Origin of the sequence: Corynebacterium tuberculostearicum (assembly GCF_016894265.1) — a bacterium.
Taxonomy (GTDB): Bacteria; Actinomycetota; Actinomycetes; order Mycobacteriales; family Mycobacteriaceae; genus Corynebacterium; species Corynebacterium tuberculostearicum_D.
Genome location: NZ_CP069791.1, coordinates 1,729,386 through 1,750,807, shown reverse-complemented (window position 1 = coordinate 1,750,807; position 21,422 = coordinate 1,729,386). Strand labels below are relative to the sequence as shown.

Annotated in this window: 21 protein-coding genes; 5 read left to right on the top strand and 16 right to left on the bottom strand. The window is 58.6% G+C overall.

Features of this window, described 5'->3' with window-relative positions:
- The first annotated feature begins 97 nt into the window (after nucleotides 1–97).
- Nucleotides 98–661: a MerR family transcriptional regulator gene (locus tag I6J28_RS08370; protein WP_204609122.1), complete on the top strand. Its 564-nt coding sequence runs from the start codon at nucleotides 98–100 to the stop codon at nucleotides 659–661.
- A gap of 285 nt (nucleotides 662–946) precedes the next feature.
- Here the strand turns inward: I6J28_RS08370 and I6J28_RS08365 are convergent, their stop codons facing one another.
- From I6J28_RS08365 to gndA, 4 genes are all read right to left on the bottom strand, one after another.
- Nucleotides 947–1,792 carry a hypothetical protein gene (locus I6J28_RS08365; protein WP_204609120.1) on the bottom strand — a complete coding sequence of 282 codons (846 nt, stop codon included), beginning with the start codon at nucleotides 1,790–1,792 and terminating at the stop codon, nucleotides 947–949.
- Between the two features lie 40 nt (nucleotides 1,793–1,832).
- On the bottom strand, nucleotides 1,833–2,681 hold the full coding sequence (locus I6J28_RS08360; RefSeq protein ID WP_204609118.1) for a 3-methyladenine DNA glycosylase: 849 nt from the start codon (nucleotides 2,679–2,681) through the stop codon (nucleotides 1,833–1,835).
- A 19-nt stretch (nucleotides 2,682–2,700) separates the two neighbouring features.
- Nucleotides 2,701–3,999 (bottom strand): DEAD/DEAH box helicase, encoded by a 1,299-nt coding sequence (locus tag I6J28_RS08355; RefSeq protein WP_204609115.1) that lies wholly within the window; start codon nucleotides 3,997–3,999, stop codon nucleotides 2,701–2,703.
- Between the two features lie 110 nt (nucleotides 4,000–4,109).
- Nucleotides 4,110–5,561, bottom strand: coding sequence for an NADP-dependent phosphogluconate dehydrogenase (gndA, locus tag I6J28_RS08350; protein ID WP_204609112.1), 1,452 nt, complete (start codon nucleotides 5,559–5,561; stop codon nucleotides 4,110–4,112).
- 59 nt (nucleotides 5,562–5,620) lie between these two features.
- Here gndA and I6J28_RS08345 point away from each other — a divergent pair, with 59 nt between their 5' ends.
- The gene (locus tag I6J28_RS08345) at nucleotides 5,621–6,067 is read left to right on the top strand and encodes a PaaI family thioesterase (RefSeq protein ID WP_204609109.1); all 447 of its coding nucleotides are present in this window, start codon (nucleotides 5,621–5,623) and stop codon (nucleotides 6,065–6,067) included.
- Here the strand turns inward: I6J28_RS08345 and I6J28_RS08340 are convergent.
- Together I6J28_RS08340 and I6J28_RS08335 are read right to left on the bottom strand one after the other, a co-directional pair.
- Nucleotides 6,064–7,230, bottom strand: coding sequence for a saccharopine dehydrogenase family protein (locus tag I6J28_RS08340; protein WP_204609107.1), 1,167 nt, complete (start codon nucleotides 7,228–7,230; stop codon nucleotides 6,064–6,066). The genes I6J28_RS08345 and I6J28_RS08340 overlap by 4 nt on opposite strands.
- 23 nt (nucleotides 7,231–7,253) lie before the next feature.
- Nucleotides 7,254–8,327, bottom strand: a complete 1,074-nt coding sequence (locus tag I6J28_RS08335) for a magnesium and cobalt transport protein CorA (RefSeq protein WP_204609105.1) — start codon at nucleotides 8,325–8,327, stop codon at nucleotides 7,254–7,256.
- 108 nt (nucleotides 8,328–8,435) lie between these two features.
- Here I6J28_RS08335 and I6J28_RS08330 point away from each other — a divergent pair, with 108 nt between their 5' ends.
- Nucleotides 8,436–9,038: a class I SAM-dependent methyltransferase gene (locus tag I6J28_RS08330; protein WP_049360936.1), complete on the top strand. Its 603-nt coding sequence runs from the start codon at nucleotides 8,436–8,438 to the stop codon at nucleotides 9,036–9,038.
- Here the strand turns inward: I6J28_RS08330 and I6J28_RS08325 are convergent.
- From I6J28_RS08325 to I6J28_RS08310, 4 genes are all read right to left on the bottom strand, one after another.
- On the bottom strand, nucleotides 9,035–10,570 hold the full coding sequence (locus I6J28_RS08325; RefSeq protein ID WP_204609103.1) for a bifunctional hydroxymethylpyrimidine kinase/phosphomethylpyrimidine kinase: 1,536 nt from the start codon (nucleotides 10,568–10,570) through the stop codon (nucleotides 9,035–9,037). The genes I6J28_RS08330 and I6J28_RS08325 overlap by 4 nt on opposite strands.
- Complete coding sequence (gene thiE / locus I6J28_RS08320) at nucleotides 10,563–11,192, bottom strand: thiamine phosphate synthase (protein WP_204609101.1); 630 nt, start codon at nucleotides 11,190–11,192, stop codon at nucleotides 10,563–10,565. Before thiE ends, I6J28_RS08325 begins: the two co-directional genes overlap by 8 nt.
- Nucleotides 11,193–12,005 carry a hydroxyethylthiazole kinase gene (gene thiM, locus I6J28_RS08315; protein ID WP_204609099.1) on the bottom strand — a complete coding sequence of 271 codons (813 nt, stop codon included), beginning with the start codon at nucleotides 12,003–12,005 and terminating at the stop codon, nucleotides 11,193–11,195.
- A gap of 246 nt (nucleotides 12,006–12,251) precedes the next feature.
- Nucleotides 12,252–13,595 carry an NAD(P)/FAD-dependent oxidoreductase gene (locus I6J28_RS08310; RefSeq protein ID WP_005324756.1) on the bottom strand — a complete coding sequence of 448 codons (1,344 nt, stop codon included), beginning with the start codon at nucleotides 13,593–13,595 and terminating at the stop codon, nucleotides 12,252–12,254.
- Between the two features lie 233 nt (nucleotides 13,596–13,828).
- Here I6J28_RS08310 and I6J28_RS08305 point away from each other — a divergent pair, with 233 nt between their 5' ends.
- Nucleotides 13,829–15,142 (top strand): class I SAM-dependent methyltransferase, encoded by a 1,314-nt coding sequence (locus I6J28_RS08305; protein ID WP_204609097.1) that lies wholly within the window; start codon nucleotides 13,829–13,831, stop codon nucleotides 15,140–15,142.
- A 27-nt stretch (nucleotides 15,143–15,169) separates the two neighbouring features.
- Here I6J28_RS08305 and I6J28_RS08300 read toward each other — a convergent pair whose 3' ends face one another.
- The 4 genes from I6J28_RS08300 to I6J28_RS11765 all read right to left on the bottom strand — a co-directional run bounded on the left by I6J28_RS08300 (nucleotide 15,170) and on the right by I6J28_RS11765 (nucleotide 18,401).
- Entirely contained in the window at nucleotides 15,170–16,078 is a 909-nt protein-coding gene (locus I6J28_RS08300; RefSeq protein WP_204609095.1) for a Dyp-type peroxidase, read from the bottom strand.
- A 1,097-nt stretch (nucleotides 16,079–17,175) separates the two neighbouring features.
- Nucleotides 17,176–17,340 carry a hypothetical protein gene (locus I6J28_RS08295; RefSeq protein WP_204611469.1) on the bottom strand — a complete coding sequence of 55 codons (165 nt, stop codon included), beginning with the start codon at nucleotides 17,338–17,340 and terminating at the stop codon, nucleotides 17,176–17,178.
- Nucleotides 17,341–17,354: 14 nt separating this feature from the next.
- Nucleotides 17,355–18,056 (bottom strand): YceI family protein, encoded by a 702-nt coding sequence (locus tag I6J28_RS08290; protein WP_204609092.1) that lies wholly within the window; start codon nucleotides 18,054–18,056, stop codon nucleotides 17,355–17,357.
- A gap of 3 nt (nucleotides 18,057–18,059) precedes the next feature.
- A complete protein-coding gene (locus I6J28_RS11765; RefSeq protein ID WP_034655353.1) occupies nucleotides 18,060–18,401 on the bottom strand; it encodes a hypothetical protein in 342 nt (113 codons plus the stop codon).
- A gap of 130 nt (nucleotides 18,402–18,531) precedes the next feature.
- Between I6J28_RS11765 and I6J28_RS08285 the strand changes: the two genes are divergently transcribed.
- Entirely contained in the window at nucleotides 18,532–18,915 is a 384-nt protein-coding gene (locus I6J28_RS08285; protein ID WP_023021567.1) for an RNA polymerase-binding protein RbpA, read from the top strand.
- A gap of 79 nt (nucleotides 18,916–18,994) precedes the next feature.
- Here I6J28_RS08285 and I6J28_RS08280 read toward each other — a convergent pair whose 3' ends face one another.
- Nucleotides 18,995–19,888: a polyprenol monophosphomannose synthase gene (locus I6J28_RS08280; protein ID WP_150850620.1), complete on the bottom strand. Its 894-nt coding sequence runs from the start codon at nucleotides 19,886–19,888 to the stop codon at nucleotides 18,995–18,997.
- Between the two features lie 5 nt (nucleotides 19,889–19,893).
- A complete protein-coding gene (gene lnt / locus I6J28_RS08275) occupies nucleotides 19,894–21,420 on the bottom strand; it encodes an apolipoprotein N-acyltransferase (protein ID WP_255712307.1) in 1,527 nt (508 codons plus the stop codon).
- Nucleotides 21,421–21,422 lie beyond the last annotated feature (2 nt).

The following is a 21,422-nucleotide window of genomic DNA, read 5'->3' as shown; positions in this document are numbered from 1 at the left end:
TGTACTTGACAGTTGAGCAAGCAGCGCTTGACGGGCGTATGTGCTTGGCTTTTAATTGATCTTTAGAACTTCCAACAAACCCCATTGGAGTAATTACGTGAGCATTAACGAGGACTCCCAGTCCGAATCCACCTACGTACAGGAATCGCTTTTTGACGTCGGACCCGACGAAGAGGTGGGCTACCGCGTTCCCATCGCTTGCCAAGTTGCAGGCATCACCTACCGCCAGCTGGACTATTGGGCACGCACCAACCTGGTCAACCCTTCCATCCGCACGGCACGCGGCTCCGGCTCCCAGCGCCTGTACTCCTTCAAGGATGTATTGGTGCTCAAGATCGTGAAGCGCCTGCTGGATACCGGCATCTCTCTGCAAAATATCCGTTTGGCAGTTGAGTCCCTACGGGATCGTGGTGTGAATGACCTAGCAGAACTGACCCTCGTATCCGACGGCACTACCGTTTATGAGTGCCGTTCCAACGATGAGGTCATTGACTTGCTCGCCGGCGGTCAAGGCGTCTTCGGCATTGCAGTTCCGGGTATCTTGAAGGAACTGTCCGGCACCATTTCTTCCTTCCCTTCGGAGCGCATCGAAGACTTCGCCGAGGACAACGTCGTCGGCCTCGACGAGTTGGCTGCTCGCCGCAAGCGCAAGAGCTCCTAAGCTCGTCCACACAGAATCCACCCTGCTTCCCAGCTCACGGGGAAGCAGGGTGGATTTTTAATCTCTATCGCCACGAGTACACCATGCAAGACAGTTCCTCTCTGCGCTATGTAGCTGGTGGTATCGAGGTCGAGCCCAGGCGCCTAGTGCCCGAGCCGACTCTCAGCTTATATTTGGGAAAGTGCCCGTAGCTCCGCGGCGTAGGTGAGCAGTAGTCACTACGGTCGACAATAAAGGCATCGAACGAGTCGTCGTTCGGTGCCTTGGAAAAGAAAGAGTCGCGTATTAAACCCCTGCGGCCTTAGTCATCGCCCCAGAAACCGTGGCCTCATCGGCTGAGTCAACGGAGGTGAAGCTATCAGCTGCGGACTTCAGTGCGGCATCGACATTGCCTTCACCGACATGGACGACGCTGAGGGAAACGTCCTTAGAGGCGGCGTCGTCAAGAGCGGACGTGAATTGCGCGTCATCCATGTCCTGCTCGGTACCAGTAGTTACCACGACCACGCGCGCCTTGTCGCCAGTCCCTGTGGCTTGATCGGCGGCATTGGCGACAGCTGCTATAACGGCGCTGCGCGTTTGCGGAACGCCGCCGGTTCCAAAGCCACCGAGCGTTCCGGATACAGCGTTGCCATCACCAAAGCCCAGATTTTGGCGGAAGCCAACCGTGGCGGTCTCAGAAATAGGAGAGGAGTAGTTCCACAACGAGACTGCCCCGCCGTCCGCGGCTAGGTCAGAAGCAGTGTTGCCCAAGGCTTTGGATACAGGTCCGTACATTGGCGCCATGGCCGAAGAGGTATCCAAGAGCAGGAGCGTATTTGCCGCCATTGTCACATCGGGCTTGGGAGCTGCTGCGGAACTCGTCGCAGGAGCGGAGCTCTTCGGGGAAGAAGAGCTCGTGGGCGCAGCGGACGTGGAAGCACTGGAAGTAGCTGCCGTGCTGGTCTCCGGTGCAGCCTCGGTGGTGGTTTCCACTGCGGCGGGGGCGGCGGAGTCTTCGCCGTCGTCGTTGCCCGCGCCGCGCAAGAGGAAGGCCACCAAGGCAATTATGGCCAGCAGCGCGATAATAGCCACCGCAATAACCCATCCCGCTACTGCGAAGCTATTTTTCCCGTTTGAATGCCGTGCCATGTGGTGTCTTCCTCCCAAGCAAACTGCCGTTGTTAGTGGCTCATTCTAGCGGGGCAAGTGCCTGATCTATCACAGCGACAAGCCGGTCTCGCAGTGGTTTAGCTTTGTGTGCCAGCGTTCTTTGCCTCGAAACGTACTCGGCCTTGCCCTCAGGGGTTTCGATGGGCACGACGCCAAGTCCCCAATCACGGCAGTCATAAGGGGATGCCTCCATGTCAAGGATGCGCGCTTCAATCGCCAGATCCAGGCACTCAAGGAAAAGTTCGCCTGGAACTAGTGGTCCCAGCTTCCATGCCCACTTATATAAATCCATCGTGACGTGTACGCAGCCTGCCTGGTCATTGTCGGGCTGGTCTTCACGGTGCAAAACGGTGAGGTTGAGGGGCCGAGCGGGAGGAGTAAAGAACCGGAAGGCATCATAGTGAGAACACTTAATTGAGTGCTCATCTACAACCCGGTTGGTGCCGTCCGCACCGAGCCGCAAGGGCAGCGAATGGCGCGGGGAATCCGTGTGGTAGACCATCGCCCATTCATGTAGACCAAAGCAGTCAAAGTGGGCCGGATTGGTAGCGGAGCGCCGAAGTAGATTGGAGATATAGCGAACCGAGTCACCTCGACGCTTTAGAAAACTGGCGAGGTCGACGGTGATGCCGTCTGAGGTGGCGTGGTAATCCCGCCATTCGGCGTGCGGAGGAGTGCCTGCTAGCGCAGTTCCTACACCCGGGTGCCAGCGCTTTAGGTGAGAAGGGCGTACGGGGTAGTACTCAAAGAGGAAATCGAAAACAGGGTGGTAGCTGCCAGGATGCCGGAAGCGCTCCAAGCGGTCGGTGGCTTGCTTTTCGTGTTCATGCTGTTGAGCACTCCATTCCTCAGGGCTCAAGATGCGCATGAGCGTTTACCTCCTTGACTTAGCGGCGTCGGCGGCGGGCGACTTTGCCGCCCGAGCGGCGGCGTTGGGAATTGGACTTCTTGACAGATTTCGCCGGTTTCTGGGGCGAGTCCTGCCCGGGTGGGGGAAGGGCAGGGCCATTGGGTTTGCGAGCGCCCGTAATCTCCTTAAGGATCGGTGCGCCAGCAGGATTGTCACGGTGGGAAATATCGTGCTCAGTAGCCGTGACGCCAGCCTTTTCTATGAGAGCAGCTACTTCTTTGCGCTGTTCATCCATAACCAAAGTGATCACGGTACCCGCAGCACCGCCGCGTGCCGTGCGGCCGGCGCGATGGAGATAGGCTTTGTGCTCCGCGGGCGGATCGACGTGAACGACGAGTGAAACGTCCGCAATATCGATACCGCGGGCGGCAATATCGGTGGCGACCAAGACTGGAATGCTGCCATCGGCGAATCCTTCGATTGCACGGGTACGCGCGCCTTGGCCTTTATCGCCATGCAATGGATAAGCGTTGATGCCGGAGCGACGCAATTTCTTGACCTGCCTGTCCACGCCGTGCTTGGTGCGCATGAACATGATGGTCTTGCCTTGGCGGGCAGCGATGCGCAGCACCACCTCGTTGCGGGCGGGCCGCTCGCCGACGAAAAAGAGGTGATGGGACATGGAATCCACTGCAGCTTGCACCGGGGCAGTGGAGTGAACCACCGGATCATGGAGGAATTGCTCCACCAGCTTGTTGACGTCACCGTCAAGCGTTGCCGAAAACAGCAAGCGCTGGCCTTGCGCCGGAGTTAGGCGCAGAAGCTTGCGTACCTGGGGCAAAAAGCCCATATCGGCCATCTGGTCGGCTTCATCCAGCGCAGTGATCTGGACCGCATCCAAATGCAGCTTGCCCTGGTCGATTAGATCCTGGGCACGGCCAGGGGTCGCGACAAGAACATCAACGGGGCGGGCGAGGGAGCGAATATGGTGATTGATATTTACCCCGCCCACGACAGCGAGCACTCTTAAGCCCAGCGTTGCCGCAGGTTCATCAAGGCGCTGGTGAATCTGAGTAGCTAACTCGCGGGTGGGGGCGAGGATGAGCGCACGGGGATGAGCAGGCTTGGACGCACCGGTTCCGGCAAGGCGGGCGAGCATGGGCAGGCCAAAGGTATAGGTCTTGCCTGACCCGGTAGGGCCGCGGCCGAGGACGTCTTTGCCTGCGAGGGCGTCGGGAATCGCGGCTTTTTGAATAGGAAACGGTTCGGTAATGCCTTCGTTGTGCAGGACGTGCACCAGGCGCTGGGGAAGGCCGAGATCGGCAAAGGTAGTCATCGCTTTCCCATCCTATCGGCAGCGTGGCGGATCGCCGCATTCAACAAGAAAGACCTGCTTGGGAAAGTAAAAAGGGGCCCCGAAGGGCCCCTGATCACGTGACTGCGAATCTAGTCGGTCTGGGTCAGGCTGCGGTCACCGGACCACTCAATGTGGAAGGTACCCGGCTTGTCGGTGCGCTTGAAGGTGTGGGCGCCGAAGAAATCGCGCTGGCCCTGAATGAGAGCAGCCGGCAGGCGCTCGGCACGCAGGCTGTCGTAGTAGGAGAGGGACGAGGCAAAGACCGGTGCCGGAAGTCCCAGCTGGGTAGCGGCGACGACCACGCGGCGCCAAGGGTCGATGAGGTCTTCCAGCTCGCCCTTGAAGTAGGGGTCGAGAATGAGGGCGGGCAGATCCGCATTATTGTCGTAGGCTGCGCGGATGCGATCCAAGAACTTGGCGCGGATGATGCAGCCGCCGCGCCAGATGGTTGCTAGATCGCGCGGGTCAACGTCCCAACCGAATTCTTCGGACCCGGCCTTAATCTCGTCAAAGCCTTGGGAGTAGGCAATGAGCTTGGCGGCATAGAGCGCGCGGCGCACATCCTCGATGAACTCGGCCTTGTCCACGTCGAGCGCCTTGATGGTGCCGGCGGGAAGCTGACCTTCTTGGGCGGCACTGCGCTGCGCGGTGGATGAGGACAGCGCGCGGGCGAAGACGGATTCGGCAATACCGGTAATCGGAACGCCGAGTTCCAATCCATTGATGGCAGTCCAGCGGCCGGTGCCCTTCTGGCCGGCGGCGTCCACGATGATGTCGACCAGCGGGGCGCCAGTCTCCGGATCCTTTTGGGCCAGAACCTCGGCGGTGATTTCAATGAGGTAGGAATCAAGGTCGCCGGAGTTCCATTCGCGGAATACCTCTGCGATCTCGGCCGGCTCCATGCCCGCGCCATAGCGCAGCAGCTGATAGGCCTCGCCGATGACCTGCATATCGGCATACTCGATGCCATTGTGGACCATCTTGACAAAGTGGCCGGCGCCGTCTGCACCAATGTGGGTGACACACGGAGTGCCGTCCACGTTGGCAGCGATGGACTCAAGAATCGGGCCGAGGGTCTCCCACGACTCCTTGGGGCCGCCGGGCATGATGGCCGGACCATTGAGTGCGCCCTCCTCGCCACCGGAGATTCCGGCACCGACGAAGTGCTTGCCGCGGGCGGCTACGTCCTTCTCGCGGCGAATGGTGTCAGTGAACAAGGCATTGCCGCCGTCGATGATGATATCGCCATCATCCATGACCTCGGCCAGCTGATCGATGACGGCATCGGTGGCCTTGCCAGCCTTGACCATAATGATTGCCTTGCGCGGGCGCTCCAAGGAAGCCACAAAGTCTTCGATGGTTTCCGAGGGCACAAAGTTGCCTTCCTCACCGTGGCCCTCAATGAGTGCATGAGTCTTTTCAGGGCTGCGGTTATACACCGCTACGGTATTGCCGTTGCGGGCAAAGTTACGGGCCAAATTAGAGCCCATGACCGCCAATCCCACGACGCCAATCTGAGCAAGTTCTTTCTTATCAGTCATGCTACCTATCCTACGTCAATAGGCTGCGAGGCTGGCATCAATGGCTAGGCTGGTGGACTATGTCGGATACGCAGAAACTCAATGACTTGCTCCACCTCGCGCACACGCGAGTGCTCAACGCAGAAGAACTGGAGTCTCTCAATGCCTTAAACGGCGGCCTTGCGGAATTGCTAGGACTGCTGTTCACCCACGTGGGCCCGCGCGAGGCCCGTGCGAAGCTGCAGGTGCTGCCTGAGCATCACCAACCTTGGGGAGTAGCCAACGGCGGGTTGTATTGCTCCATCGCAGAAACCGTGGCCTCCATTGCCAGCGTGGCGGCTGCCGACGCCCCCGCAGTCGGCGTCAATAACTCCAGCGACTTCATTCGCTCCACAGGCGAGGGCGAGTTAGAAGCCGTGGCCACGCCGGTCCAGCTAGGCGGCCGCACCCATGTGTGGAGCGTCGAGATGCGGCAAGGCCGCGAGCTTATCGCCCGCACCACCTTGCGCACTATGATTCTGCGCTAGTTCATCCGAGCGGCGGTAAAAGACATGCCGTGGGCGGAAAGCCGCTGCAGATAGGGCTTTCCAAGTCCGGTGGCCGGGGTGAATACGCCGCCTGCGCGGCTAGTGCCGGAGCGCGAATCGAGCAAGCAGAGCGCAGCCTGGCTCAGCATCATTGCGGTGACTTCATAGCCCGGGTCGCCTTGTGCCGACACAGTTGCTCGCCAGCGTTGGCCATCTTCGGTAATGCCGTGGTGGCTGACCTGGAAATGTGCGCCGCTAGGTCCGGGGGTGGGCAGGACCTTTTCCACCAGTGGGCGCAGGCGCGACTGAGTGCCATCAAAAAGTAGCTTGGTGGCGAGCGCCAGCCCATAGGCGCGGGCGCGACCGGGAAGACCGGTGCCCGCCCACCATGCTTCCTTGTAAAACAGGCGTGTGCCCCACGCGCGCCCTAGCAGAGCGTTAGAGCGGCGCACCACGCGGGTATTGAACATGGACATGAAAAATGGTCCTACCCAGCCCACGCCGTCGACTTCTTTGATTTCGAAGTCATTCTGAAGGCCGTCTAAGCGTGGCCCGGCCTTGGGATCCGGGTCCAGTGAGTAAGGATTGTGCAGGTTGCGGGCTACATCTTTATCCGCGTGCGCGGCATGCGAGACCTGCAGGGAAGACTCGATGGTGCCCGGTGAGATTCCGCCTTTGAGCTTGTCGACGACCATCTGCACCCGTGCAAACGGCTTTCCTGCCGCCTGGTAGAGATTGAGCATGCCAATATCCGAGGGGACGGAATCAAAGCCGCAGGAGTGAACGATGCGCGCACCCGTAGATTGGGCGGTGGCGTGGTGGGAATCGATGCTTCGGCGAATAAAGGGAACCTCACCGCAGAGGTCAACATAATCTACGCCATGGCGCGCACAGGCGGCAACGACGTGGCCGCCATACAGGCTGTAGGGACCCACCACGGTGATTAGTACCTTGGTATTTTCCACCATGTGCTCTACAGCGTCGGCATCATCGGCGGCGGCGATGGCGATGTCCCAGTGCTGATTGAGTTCATCGCGCAGCGCGGCTAGCACCGGTCGGTTCCGGCCGGCCAGAGTCACAGAGGGCGCGTTAATCGAGGCAAGGTAGCGCGCCACCAATTGGCCGACCAGCCCGGTAGCGCCGTAAACAGTGATATCGCTCATAGTGTACGAGCGTACCGGAGGGATTAGAGCCAGTGGTTCTTTCGGAACCAAGCCCACAGGCCTACCACTACCAAGATCATAATGATAATTGCCATGGGGTACCCCAGCGCCCAGTGCAGCTCCGGCATGATGTCGAAGTTCATCCCGTAGATACCCGCCACCAGGGTGGGTGCGGCCCACATGCCAACGACCGCGGAAATGGTGCGCATGTCGGAGTTCTGTTGCATCGTTACCTTGGCCACGGAGGCGTCGATAAGCGAGGTAAGACGCTCATCGAAGCTGGAGACCTGGTCCTTGACCACTAGCTCATGGTCGTTGACGTCGCGCAGGTAGGAGCGCAATTGTTTGGAAATTAAATCCTTGTGGTCAGAAACCATGGACTTCAGCGCCACTGAGAGCGGGTCAATGGCATGCTTCATCTCTAGCACCTCGCGCTTGAACATGTAGATGCGGTCCACATCAAACTTGAGGCTCGGGGTGAAGATTTCTTCTTCCAGCTCATCGACTTCGATGCTGATAAGGCGGGAAATCTCCGAGTAGCGGTCCACCATCATATCCAGGATCTTCCAGGCCATGGCCACCGGTCCAAGCTCCACCAAGTCCTGTTCATCTTCTACCGTATAAGCCAGGTTGGGCAGCTTTGCGCCGTGGCGCACGGTGATGATGAAGTTGGAGCCCATGATCATCTGGATCTCACCGGTGGAAATGATCTGGCGCTTATCCGTGACCTCATCGTGATCGCGGTAGTTCACGGAACGCGCGACCACGAAGAGCTGATCATCGTAACGCTCGAGCTTGGGGCGCTGGTGGGCCATAACGACGTCTTCCACGATAAGTTCATGGATGCCAAACTGGGAAGCCACTTTGGTCATTTGGGACTCGTAGGGCTCATGGAGGCCCACCCAAATAAATCCGCGGCCGTATTCCTCTATGGCTTCCAGCGCGGAGCTGGTGGAATACTCCCCGGGAAGCGCCTCGCCATCCACAAAGACGCGGCAATGTTCGATGGCGCGCTCCGGTGGTACCGGCAGGGAAGTAGGCTTACTAGGAGGCTCGGATTTCTTGCGGCCCCTAAAGGGTGAAGGTACGGATGGCATCTTTTCAGCCTCCTTTGCGCGGTAGTGCGGGTATTTTCCCAATGGGCAGGCGGCGATTTTACGCAGCGGGTAAATCTTACACCGAAGGCGGGTAATATAATCGAATCTATGCCTACGTGGAAAGAAGTAACCGAAGCTAATCCCGAGCACTCCCATAACTTTGCTCGCAAATGGAAGGTGCTAGCCGCACAGGGTAAAGACATCAATGGCGAGGCCCGGCTTATCGACGCCATGGTGGAGCGCAACTCCACCATCCTCGATGCCGGCTGTGGCACCGGGCGTGTGGGCGGTGAGCTGCTTCGCCGTGGCCACAGCGTTGTAGGCGTCGACGTAGACCCCATTCTCATCGAGCACGCAGAGCACGATTTCCCAGAGGGGCAATGGTTTGTGGGAGATCTGTGCGAGGAAGAGGTGCCCGAAGGCCCCTTTGATATCGCCGTATCCGCAGGCAATGTCATGGGCTTTCTAGCAAAGGACGGCCGCGAGCCCGCGCTGCGCAATATCTATAATTCCCTCAAACCCGGTGGTCGCCTCGTCACCGGCTTCGGCGAGGGCCGTGGCTGGGAATTTTCTGATTTCCTCGACATGGCCCAGAAGGTGGGCTACCGAGTCGACTTCACTTTCTCCTCGTGGGACATGAAGCTCTTCTCGGAGCATTCCACCTTCCTCGTCGCCGTTCTTTCGCGCCCTGGCTCCGACCTGCTGGCCTAAAAACGCCTATCGGCTTGGTCGAAGAAGTCGACCTCATGGTGGCTAGCGGTGATATAGGCGCGCTCGGCCCGCAGGCGGGTGCGCTCATCCGCCCCGGCGAGGGCTTGTTCGACGATGTCGAGGCTAGCGCGAACCCCGTTGAGGAAGTCCTCGCCGCCGTACATGGAAAGCCATGAGTGATAGGGGTGTTTGGGGGAATCAAATTCTGCAAGGTGGAGGCCTACCTCTGCATACAGCCAGTAGCAGGGCAGTACCGCCGCAGCACCTACCACGTAGTCATCCGTATGCGTCGAGCGGATAAGGAAATCCGTATAGGCGCTAGTTACCCGGGAGGCTGCGGTCGTGATATTGCTTTCGAGCCAGCCGCGGTGCAGCTCGGCCTCCACCGCCAAGCAATCATGCGCTCCCTCAGCCCAGTGCAGCTGCTGTGCCGCTTCTGGGGCTTGGCTGGCGAGGCGAGCTAACGCCTTGGAATAAGCGTTCAGGTACTGGGCATCTTGGTCGAGGTAGAAGCCAAAGGCATCCTTTTCCAACGCTCCCGTGCCCAAGGCCCGAATAAAGGGCAGATCCTTGATGGCCTCCCAGTATTCCCCGGCTAGGTTCCACAGGCGTTGCGTGTGCGGGCCGGCCGCGGGAACGCGGGGCTGGTCGACGTTTTCCGGTTCTACCAGGTTGCCGGATAAATACGGCTGGGGCAGGGTAGACGCCGCCTGCATAAGGCGCTGCGAGCGATGCAGGTGGTCCACGGGGCCGTGTCCCTTGCCCACGTGAAGCGCATCCGCATGGGCAATGGCCTCATGCAGCCACTGGGTGGACCACGTAAGAGCTGCCGCGGGGCTATCGCCGGCTCCCAGGCGGGTGGCTAGGGCAGAGGAAAGGGAACAGCCAGTACCATGCGTATTCTTCGTGTCCACACGGCTGGAAGCAACGCGGTGCACAGCCTCATCCGCATTGACCACCGCATTATCGGCGATGTCGGAATCGAGGTGCCCGCCCTTGACGACGACCGCGGTACCAGCACCCTTCGCCCATTCCTTCGCCGTGGCAATAGCCTCTTCTAGGTCGCTCGCCTCGTCCGTCTGGGTAAGGACTGCCAATTCCTTCAAGTTGGGGGTGATGAGGTCCACCTGGGAGCAGAGTTCGCGCACGGCCTGTTCTGCTTCCTCTTCCAGCAGGCGGTCTCCGCTGGTAGCCACCATGACCGGATCAAGCACCACGGGAACATCGTCCGGCAGGCGGCGCAGGAAGTCTGCGACCTTGGCGGTAATGGCGGCGTCGGCAAGCATGCCAATCTTTACCGCATCAATCTCCACATCATCGATGACGGAGTCTAGCTGCTCCTGCAGAAAGTCGACCGGTGGTACGTGGACGCTGCGAACGCCCTGGGTGTTTTGAGCCACCAACGCCGTCACCACGCTCATACCGTAGCCGCCTGCGGCAGAGATGGATTTCAGATCGACTTGAATGCCTGCTCCGCCGGTGGGATCGGTTCCGGCAATGGACAGTACTCGGGGATAGATGCCTTTAGCCATGGAAAGCCTCCTTAAGGTGAGCGGCGGCTGCTGCGGGGTCCTTGGCCGCCATGATGTCGCTGACTACGCAAATTCCAGCAAAGTCGCTGCCCGCCAGCTCGTGCGCATTATGGGTCTTGATTCCGCCGATGGCGACGGATTCGATACCTCGCTCATGTGCGGCGTGGGCGAGTGCTGCGGCCGCAGCCGTACCCATGCCGGCTGGGGCGTTTTTCTTCGTTGCAGTCGAATGCACGGGCCCGATGCCGATGACATCTGGGCGCGCATCGTCCGCAATAGCAGCAAGCTCCTCGTTACTGCCGATGGATAAGCCAATAAGCTGGTCCTCACCTAGCTTCTCCCCGGCCTCGCGAAAAGCCATATCATCCTGCCCAATGTGCAGGTGGCAGCCGAGTTTTGCGGCCACCTCCACGCGGTCATTGATGAATAGCGGGACATCGCCTAATACGCCGAGCAATTCGCGTGCGGTGCGCTCGATTTGTTCATCGCTTGCTTCCTTGTCGCGGAGCTGGACAACGGTTACACCGCCGCGTACAGCCTCCTGCACGATGGAAACCACGTTGTCTCGCCCGCCAGCCAGGTCTGGATCGGTGACTAGGTAGAGCGTCCAGTCAATAGACACTTAAACCTCCTCCACGTCAGTGAGCTTGACCAGGCCCTCGATATCCGCCGTTGGGACATCGTAGAGCGCATCCAGCCAAGCAACGGCAAAGGAGCCGGGGGCATGGTGTTTTTCGGCGGCCACGCTACCTGCCGCGCCAACGTGCGCGTGGGCGGCGATGATCGCTTCGAAAGGATCCTCCCACGCTGCCAGATATGCGGCGCAGATAGCACCAAGCGAACAGCCGGTACCGATGACGTTCTGGAGCATCGGGTGCCCCGATTCGAGGTAGACGGCACGCGTTGTATCGCCGACGTGGACGATAAGGTCCCGTGGGCCGGAAATGGCCACGACGGCGCCGGTATCCCGGGAAAGTGCTACTGCCGAATCTAGGGCGGCTTCCACGCCATCGGTGGATTCGACGCCTCGGCCGCCCTGCCCGGTTCCTGCGAGGGCAATTATTTCTGATGCATTACCGCGAATCGCGGCCGGTCCAAGTGGCAGCACCTCGCGCATGAATTCGGTGCGGTGGCTCAGGCCGCCGGCGCCTACCGGATCGAGTACCCAGGAGGTGTGGGCGGAGTTCGCCCCGGCGATGGCCTCGCGCATGCCGCCGTATTGCTCGGAGCTGGGCGTACCGCAATTGATGAGTACGCCGCTGGCTACCTGCGCGAATTCGCGCGATTCCTCCGGCGTATCGACCATCGCCGGGCTAGCTCCGATTGCCAGCAGGGTATTGGCGGTGACGTTGCTGACGACCTTATTGGTCAAACATTGAATAAGCGGCGTGGACTCGCGCACAGCGTCGTGTGCGCGCAGAAAAGCATACTCCACAACTATCCCTTCGCTAGTTCTAACTGAGTGCAGGTTCGATGGGTATTTCTCAGCCGCACCGCGTGCGGCACCCCATGTTGCGTGTCTCAGCCTAACAAAGGTCACGGAAACTATGTGCGAAAATCGGCGTCCGGGCTCCCCAGTAGTGGAATCGCCGGCGCTAGCAACAGGTAGCCAGGGAAAATAAAAATCGCCGCCCAGAGCCTGCTTTCCAGCAGGTGGGGCGGCGATGCGAGCGAGGAGGTATTACTTCTCGTTCTTGTTAATGATATTGCGTGCGATGCGCTGCTGGGTGGTGATCTCCAGGTTGCCGCGATCGCGGGAGAGGATATTGGTTGCCCAGTTAACCAGCACGGCCAAGCGGCTGCGCAGACCAATAACGTAGGTCAGGTGCAGGCCGAGCCATGCTACCCAACCGGCAAAGCCACCGAACTCGGTCTTGCCCAGCTTAACGACGGCGTTGAAGCGCTTGACGATGGCCATGGAGCCCTTGTCAAAGTAGTCGAAGGCTTCCTTCTCATTTGCGGTAGATTCCTCGTCCACCTTGGCCTGGATGAGCTTAGCGACGTGCGCGCCGCCCTGGATAGCAACCTGTGCCAGACCCGGCAGGCGGTTGAGAGAGATCATGTCACCGACCATGTAGACGTTGTTGTGCTCGCCCACGGTCAGGTCCTCGTTGACGGAGACGCGACCTGCGCGGTCGGCCTCGACGCCAGCCTGCTCTGCAACCATCTTGCCCAGTGGGGAAGCGGCCACACCAGCGGACCAGATCTTTGTAGCACCCGTCAGGGTGGTCTCTTCCTCGGTCTTCATGTCCTTGTAGGTGACGGTGTCCGCGGTTACATCAGTCACCATCGCGTTCAGGTGAACCTGTACGCCTTCCTTCTCCAAGGTGCGCTGAGCCTTGCGGCCCAGGCGCTTGCCAAATGGCGGTAGTACCTGTGGGGCGCCATCGAGCAGGTAAATCTTGGCCGAGGTGGTGCCGTAGTTGGAATAGACATCGTTGAGGGTACGGTTTGCCAATTCGGCAATCTGGCCGGTGAGCTCTACGCCGGTTGGGCCAGCGCCAACGATGATGAAGGTGAGCAGGCGCTCGCGCTCCGCAGGGTCGTCGGTAAGCTCTGCCTTCTCAAACGCCGAGATGATGCGAGAGCGCAGCTCCAGGGCATCGTCCAAGGTCTTCATGCCTGGGGCGAATTCAGCGAAGTGGTCGTTGCCAAAGTAGGACTGACCGGAACCCGCGGCGACAACCAGGGAGTCATAAGCATAGGTGCGAGAGAACTCGTCTTGCTCGGCGGTCACCGTCTGATCCGCCAGGTTGATATCAGTAACCTCAGCGTTGACGAAGTGGACGTTGTCCTGATCGCGCAGCAGCTGGCGGGTGGAAGGGGCAACCTCACCGGCGGAAATCATGCCGGTTGCTACCTGGTACAGCATCGGCTGGAACAGGTGGTGGTTCTTCTTATCGATGAGGGTGATTTCCACATCGGCGTTCTTCAGCTTCTGAACGGTGTTGAGACCACCGAAGCCGGCGCCAACCACGACGACGTGGTGGCGGCCACCGTTGGGGCGATAAGGGGTATCAGTCATGGATTTAATGCGACCTTCCTTAAGAAAGCTAATGTTTAGTACCCGTACAGTCTAAACACTTCAAACAGAACGCGCATACTTAATGACTGATAAACTTCCGCCGCTGCGTTGCGGTTTCCGTGGGAAGAACCGGCGCGGCTGTCCGGAGCGCCTCAACCGGGGTGCGCACAAAGCTGACTAAGGTTGTTCCGGATAGTGACTTCCTCCGCCCACCAAGGAGCGCACCTGGCATTATGACTTTTAGCCGCCCTGAGCATTTGAGCTCTATCGATGCAGAATCCTGGCCCAATGTGGCTACGGTTCCCGCACCTCGTTGGCCTGGAATGAAAACCCGCCGGGCAGAGGCAGAATTTGCCAAGGCCTGCGATGATGCCGGACTAGAACTAGACCTAGAAGCCGAAGGCGGACCAGATCTCAAGGTGGGGCATGATGCCTTGTTTGAGCGCATTGCCGCTAGCGGTTGGCTGGGATTTGCGGAAAGTTATATGGCAGGAGAGTGGACCGTTACTTCTTCCTCGCAGCTGGTAAAGGTCCTCGGCCGCTTATTGGGAGTGGGTTACCTCCCCAAAGCCAAGATGCTGGGTGCCGGTAAGTCGGAGCCAGGGGAGCTGCCGCTGGAATTGGTTCGACTCTATGCCGGCGATGGTTTAAGCCATGTCGGTGGAATTTTCTCCAGTGGTGTACCGACCACCATAAGGGAAACGGTGGAAAGCTATAGCCCCAAGGCTGGCCGCAAGGAGCCGAAGAGCCACTTCGTCGATGTCACGACGCTGAGTGAGCCCACGAGAGTGGACAGGGATGATCTGGGAGATGCGCAGCGCCGCGCGGCGGATTGGCTGCTTGACGTCACCCGTACCGGCGCCGGAACCCACCTGTTGGTGTACCCGGCTGCCGGAATGCAGCCAGCGATGCGGGCGACTAAGCGACGCGCTACGGTTGACGTTTTGACCAGTGATGTGGACCAAATGAGCCACATGCGCGAGGCCCTCGTACTAGAGGGGGCAGACGATTCCATCCATGTCGAGCGCATTCCCGGCGTCGTCCCGAACCCCAAGCAGTGGCACGGGCACTATGACGCCATCGTCACCGTAGAAAAGGTAGAGCAACTCAGCGCTAGCGAGCGCAAAGAATATATCCGCGCAGTCGACCGGTTCTTGACGCCTAATGGGCGGGCAGGAATCCAGTCCATCGTGGCGACCGAGTCAATGACGGAGGCCGGTAAGGCATCGCTTCAGGCCTTACGAGCCTATGTGTGGCCGGGGTTGGACTATCCGCGCACCACGGAAATGCACCAGCTAGTAGATAAGAACTCTAACCTGCGCATCGTGTCCGAAACACACGTGGGCACCCATTACTTGGAGTCCCTGCGTCAGCAGCGTTCCTTTTTCGATGGGCACCTGCGGGAAGCAGCGGCCGCTGGCTTCGACCCAGTCTTCCGCCGCTTGTGGACCTTCCAATTTGCCCTCCGCGAGGCCCTTATGACGCTCGGGATGATTGACTCGGTGCAATTTGGGTTGGCCCACCGCAACCGCGGGGGCCGACGTTAGGCGGGCGGCCGCTCGACAGGTGGCCTTTTAGGCCGGAGGCAGCTCGTCGAAGTTCTTCATCAGATCCGCGCTGGGCACAAAGAAGTTGGTGCCTGTAAGCGCGGTGGAGAAGTCCAATATGCGGTCGTAGTTTCCCTCCGGCTTGCCAATGAACATATTGCGCAGGCGTTCCATGACGTTTTCTGGGTCCTTGGCATAGCCGATGAAGTAAGTGCCCATCTCACCCGCGGCGAAAGAGCCGAAGACCATGTTCTCGCGGTAAATATCTTCCTCTAGGTCATTGAGGGCTACGTGAGAGTTAGTGGGCTTGGTGTCGTCATCCAACTCGATATCGTCGGCCTTGGTGCGTCCGATGACCTTTTCTTGCTCCTCGGTGCTCAGCTCGTTCCACTTGTCTAGGTCGTGGATATATTTCTGGACGGTGACATAAGAGCCACGAGGGTAATCGGCGTCATCGCCAAGCAGCACGGTATCCAAAGCCTCCTCGGCGAGGGGATTGGCGGTGCCATCCACAAAGCCTAGTAAATCGCGCTGGTCCAGGTACTTAAAGCCGTGGGTCTCATCGATAACCCTGGCGGCATCGCCCAGCTGATCCAGTACCTGGCGGGCCATCTCATGGCACAGGTCATAGGTATTCGCACGGAAGTGGAGAAGAATATCGCCTGGCGTGGCCGGGGCCTTATGTGCGGCATCGATTGCCTCAAATTCCTTCAGGCGTTCCGGCATAGGCGCGCTGGTCAAACGTGGCCACATGGAGGCACCAATGCCGACTACGGTATAAAGTTCGCCTTCGTTATAGCGGAAGTTCACGGATTTAAACAGTCCGGCAAACCCCGTGAGCATATCGCGAGTGGCTTGCTCGCCGCCATCCTTGATTTCAAGGACGAGGAAGAGAGCTGCGCGGGAAGGCTTATCTACTACGTGCTGAATCGTCATGTTGTCGATTCTACGCACCCTGTGGAGATGAGGTACGTTCGCCGGCTTGGAATCGCCCCTGATAGAGACCTGCTTGGCCGTTATATGCGCTAGTGTGCATTTTGGTTGAAAACTAACCGATAGCCGGGTGAGAAGATGTGGACATGGATACGAAGAAGTAGAAGAAAAGGAACCGCGCGGCTCTTCGTATTGTTTGCGCGGAAAGACGATTCATATGATGAGTCTTTTGCAGGAGTTGCGCTGACGCGCGCTCAAGAAAAAGCGATGGGACAATGTGTAGACCGCTCAGGGGTAGCCTGTTGGACTGAAGAAGCACACCTGCGTGGGTGGAAAGGTCCACTGGATGTAGAACACCATCCGGAAGTGGTCTACCTGGTTTTTAGCGGTGGACACGCGCAGGGATCGGATCCGTCGAGAGCAGAATTCGATCCAGAGCTTAAGGCCGCATGTGCTACGAGAGGTCTAGCCGAAAAAGAGGTCATCCGGCGTATGAGAAATGACGAGAGCCCAATTGTCGTGAAGGAATGGCACATCTGGGAAGCTACATTCGGGCGAGTGTTGTCAGGAGCGAACGACAGAAGCGAGGTGCAGGTATCAATGTATGGAGTCAGGAACTAAAAGGGGGAATGCCACCCGTAGTTAAAATGACATAATGTACATTATCGGACAATTACAGATATCCGGAGGTTATCGTGTGCCGCCCCCATAGGCGCCCCGGGCGCTAACACATCCTCCCGGTCCATCTAGTGGGCCCCGTTTCAGCATCCTTAAATCTCCATGCAATGTTACAGCGCTTTGCTTGGCGACGCCTCGTGGCCTCTGCGTGGTCTCTGTCGCGCCATCCACCGGCCGCCAGACCCGGTCCCAAGTATCGATCCTGGCTGTAGCTCATTGGAGCTCGGATTTGCGGCGGCCGGGCCCATCTATCTTTCGGACTTCTTCATTCCGGGGCCAACCTTTGGCGGCGGTGTTTCGCTCGGGGGCAGAAAACCTAATATTGGGCGAAAATACGCCCTACTGGCGGGACTAGCCACACCACTATATAACGTCACACTGACGTTATTCGAGGAAGTTCCCCCAACACCGTGAAGGACTAATTATCGGTTCCGGTAAGCGCTCCACAGCTGCCAGATAGTCAACAGTGCCAACAGAACCGAGATGGCCACAATGACCCACATCTGTTGAACGGCCACGAAAATGGTAAAGCCGATGACGACGATGAGTCGCAGCCACATGAACGGGATAATCTGACGGGAATTCACAGGCTTGGCCTTCGCTAGTTCTTCTCGAAGGAAATGCGGAGATTTACCTCGCCGTTTTCCTCGACCTTCGCGGCGAGCATCTCTGGGGTCTCCACGCCATAATCAAGTCGATCGACTGGCACGGTGCCGCCAATGACGATCTGATCGCCATCGCGAAGAACGTCGAAGTCTTGGGAAATCTCGTGCGTTTCATCCTTGATAGTCAGATCTCCGGTGAGCTTGACTGTGCCAATGGTGCCGTCATCCGGGACGTCGGCAAGCGAGGCTGGCTCGGTGAGCTCAAAGGATGCCTCTGGGAACAGCTGGGTCTCAAAGAGCTTGGACTTCATGTTCTGATCGCGGACCTTCTTATCCGTGGTCAGCTCGTCCATATCAACAGTGACCGTGGTGGTTTTCAGGGTGGAATCAGAAATATCCGCCTGGCCGGTTACCTCCGTGGTTGAACCCGATGTGGTGGTCTTTTCCGCAGGTAGAACCTCATTAAAGGTAAAACCAACCGAGGTATGGTTATTAGCACGGCCCTTGGCTACCTCCCAGGTGCCATCGAGCTCCGTTGATGCGGCCTTTGCGCCGTCGGCGGAAACTGGTTCGGTCTTTACTCCGGCGCCCTTGAGGAGCGAATACACCATCGGGCCAATGGCCACGGCGGTGAGCAACACAATCAGCACCACAAAGATGGTGATGACGAGCTTGCGGTTATAAAAAAGCTTTTTCATCTTCTATCGAAGTCCTTCTAGGCGTCGTGCCAGGGCAACAAGCTCTTCGCACAAACCTGCAAGCTCCTGCGCACTAGCGCCTTCCTCCGCGGCGGTATTGATATCTTCTGCGGAACAACGTAGTTCAAAAAGTCCGTCGCGCAAACTCTCTGCCTTTTCTGGAGTGAGGATCACGGCATTGGCGGGAATCCCCGTGCCACTGACGTTATTTCTTTGCTCATAAGCACGCTGCTTACAGGAGGCGCTGCAAAACTTCCGTGGCCGTCCCCTACCGCCTTGGTCAATGTCCTTCCCACACCATTGGCAGGAACCGACGTTGCGTTCACGACTAGCTGTACGGATCACCCGATACACTTTAGTTCATTTTGGGCGGGCTGGGAACAAAGACGCGTGGGTGTTCGTTATAATTGGTAGCTCTTAGGCGAAGTTTTGCTTCGCACTCAATCAGGGATCTCTTTGAAAAGGATGATGTTGCATGGCAGATCGCGTACTCCGTGGCAGCCGTATGGGCGCAGTCAGCTACGAAACCGACCGCGACCACGACCTCGCACCGCGCCAGATGGTGAAGTACCGCACCGAAGACGGCGAGATTTATGAGGTGCCTTTCGCGGATGATGCTGAAATCCCTGAAGAATGGATGTGTAAGAACGGCAAGCTGGGCCACCTGGTAGAAGGTGAAGGCGTTGAGTCTAAGCCCGCTAAGCCACCACGCACCCACTGGGATATGCTGCGTGAGCGCCGCTCCATCGAGGAGCTCGATGAGCTGCTTGAAGAGCGCATTAACCACCTGCGCTCCCGCCGCCGTTCCGCAGCTCGCCTCTTGAAGGAACAGCAGGAGCAGCAGCAAAAGAACTCTTAAAGTTCTGCGGCAGCAAAAAGGCCCGTACCTCCCTAGTCTGACTAAGGGACGGTACGGGCCTTATGCGTTGCGGTGGCGCCTACTTCTTGAGCTGCGCAATCTGGTGCTTTGCCAGATGGCCAATCTCGCTGGCGAAGTCAGAAACCCAGCCGGCACCCTTGCGGGCCTGAACGTTGAGGTCATGAATGGAGCCGTCCTTGACTTCACGGTTGACCAACTTGGATACGGCGCCGCCGAAATCCTGCAGCTGCTCAGCGCGATGAGCAACGCCCCACTTGGTGACCTCGAGCAAGGAATCCTTCACGAAGGAACCATCAAGCTTGGACTCGCCATATTCGCGCTCGGTGAAGGTAATGGGAACTTCGCGGACGTCAAAGCCAGCCTTGACGGCACGGAAGGCCAAATCCACCTGGAAGATGTAGCCGGCCTTGGACAGCTCATCAAAGTCGATGGACTCGAGCAGCTCGCGGCGGAAAGCGCGGTAACCGGCGGTCATATCGGACAGGCCAGCGCCCAGCGCTACGGAGATGTAGATATTGCCAAGGCGGGAGAGGTACTCACGAGAGGCCGGCCAGTTCACGGTCTCGCCACCCGGGATATAGCGGGAGCCGATAACTAGGTCCGCGCCCTTGTCCACCTCTTCCAGCAGCAGGTGAAGCTGTTCCGGGGCGTGGGAGCCGTCTGCATCCATCTCGCACAGCACTTGGTAGTCGCGCTCCAATCCCCACTCAAAGCCGGCGATATAAGCGCCTAGCAGGCCGCCTTTGCCCTCGCGGTGAAGAACATGGATGTGGTCATCTTGCGCTGCGAACTCATCGGCCTTGTCACCAGTTCCATCGGGAGAGTTATCGTCCACGATGAGGATATGTACCTCCGGGACCGCCTCGCGGACGCGTCCAGTAATGAGAGGAAGATTTTCGATCTCGTTATAGGTCGGGATGATGACCAAGGTCGAGGATTCAAGCGTGCTCACAGTGTTTATGCTCCTACGTATGTATCTGTGCCGGAGCGGCGCGGGGTGCGTCGCAGGCGGTTTGTGCGCAAAGCTACCAGTGCGCAGACTGTTCCAATAATAACCATGAGCCATTGCAGGGGCGAACCAAACCTGACGGAAAAGGTCTCGCCGCTACGCAAGGGCAACTGTTCTACCAATGCCTCCGGCGTGAAAATCTCCGTGGACTGGCTAACGTGGCCATCTGGGTGAACAATGGCGGATACTCCAGAGGTCGCCGCCACCACCACGGCTCGGTCCGTCTCCATGGCGCGCAATCGGCTCATGGCCAATTGTTGGTAGGTCATATCGGAATAGCCAAAGGTGGCGTTATTTGTGGGAGTAGTCAGTAGTTGTGCACCATTTTTCACCGACTCCCTAAAAGCGCTATCGAAGGAAACCTCATAGCACGTGGCCACGCCTACCGGCACTCCCGCCATGGAGACCACACCTGGGCCGTCGCCGGGTTTGAAGTCACCGGCCAGATTCACATAGTCAGAAAATTTGGCAAAGAAATCCCGCATGGGCATGGTTTCACCGAAGGGCTGCAGGTACTTCTTATAGTGATGGTCTCCTACCGTATGCCCGGGAGCAAAGACCTGCATGGTGTTGCGGGCTCCCACCTCATCCCGCGTAGCGGTGCCAACCAAAACAGGTGCGTCTATCGCATCGACGGCGCCGCTGATCGCCGAGGCTGCCTTGCCGTCACGGAATGGGTTGATATCAGAGGAGTTTTCGGGCCAGATGACTAGGTCAATGTCCTTGTCGCGCGATGCCAGCTTCTTTGTCTCCGCCACGTGGTTGTTAAGGACCGCTTGGCGCTGCCCGGCAAAGTCTAGGCCCATGCGAGGTACATTTCCTTGGATTGCGGCAACCTTTGCTTCCCCGACAGTGGAATCGTCTCGGTTGATTCCCAGACCTGCCACCGTTGCGCTTGCAAGGGGAAGGATAGCTGCTAAGAGTGCGGCGCTTTTGGCTTTCCATCCGCGTTGAATCAGCAGTGCAGCGAGACCGCAACCGCACAGAACCGTGGCTGCGGTAATGAGCGAGGTTCCACCCCACGGAGCCAGGTTGGCTAGCGGTCCGTCGATTTGTCCCCAAGCCAATTTCACCCAAGAAAAACCGCCGAAAGGTACCGAAGAACGCAACACCTCCACCGCGAGGTAGAAGAACGGGAAGACAATAAAACCGTATTTCCACCGCGCTACTGCCGCGCTGCCAATGCCCAGTAGAATTGCGTATACCGAAAGCCATATAGCCAAAGCGATGTATGGGCCGCTGCCTACCAGCTCGCCGATCCAGGGCAGTGTGAGCAGATACAGCACGAGCGAATGTGTTACTGCAAGAAGCGCGCCCACACGGGCGGAAACGTGCCTAGTTCCCCACGGCAGCAAGCTCACGTACAGCAAGCCCACGCCCACAACGGCAGCCCACCACCAGCCACGGGGCTCGATGGCGGCATACGTGAGCAGGCCAGAAAGGCCCGCCACAACGAGGCGGGCAAGAGTCACCATCA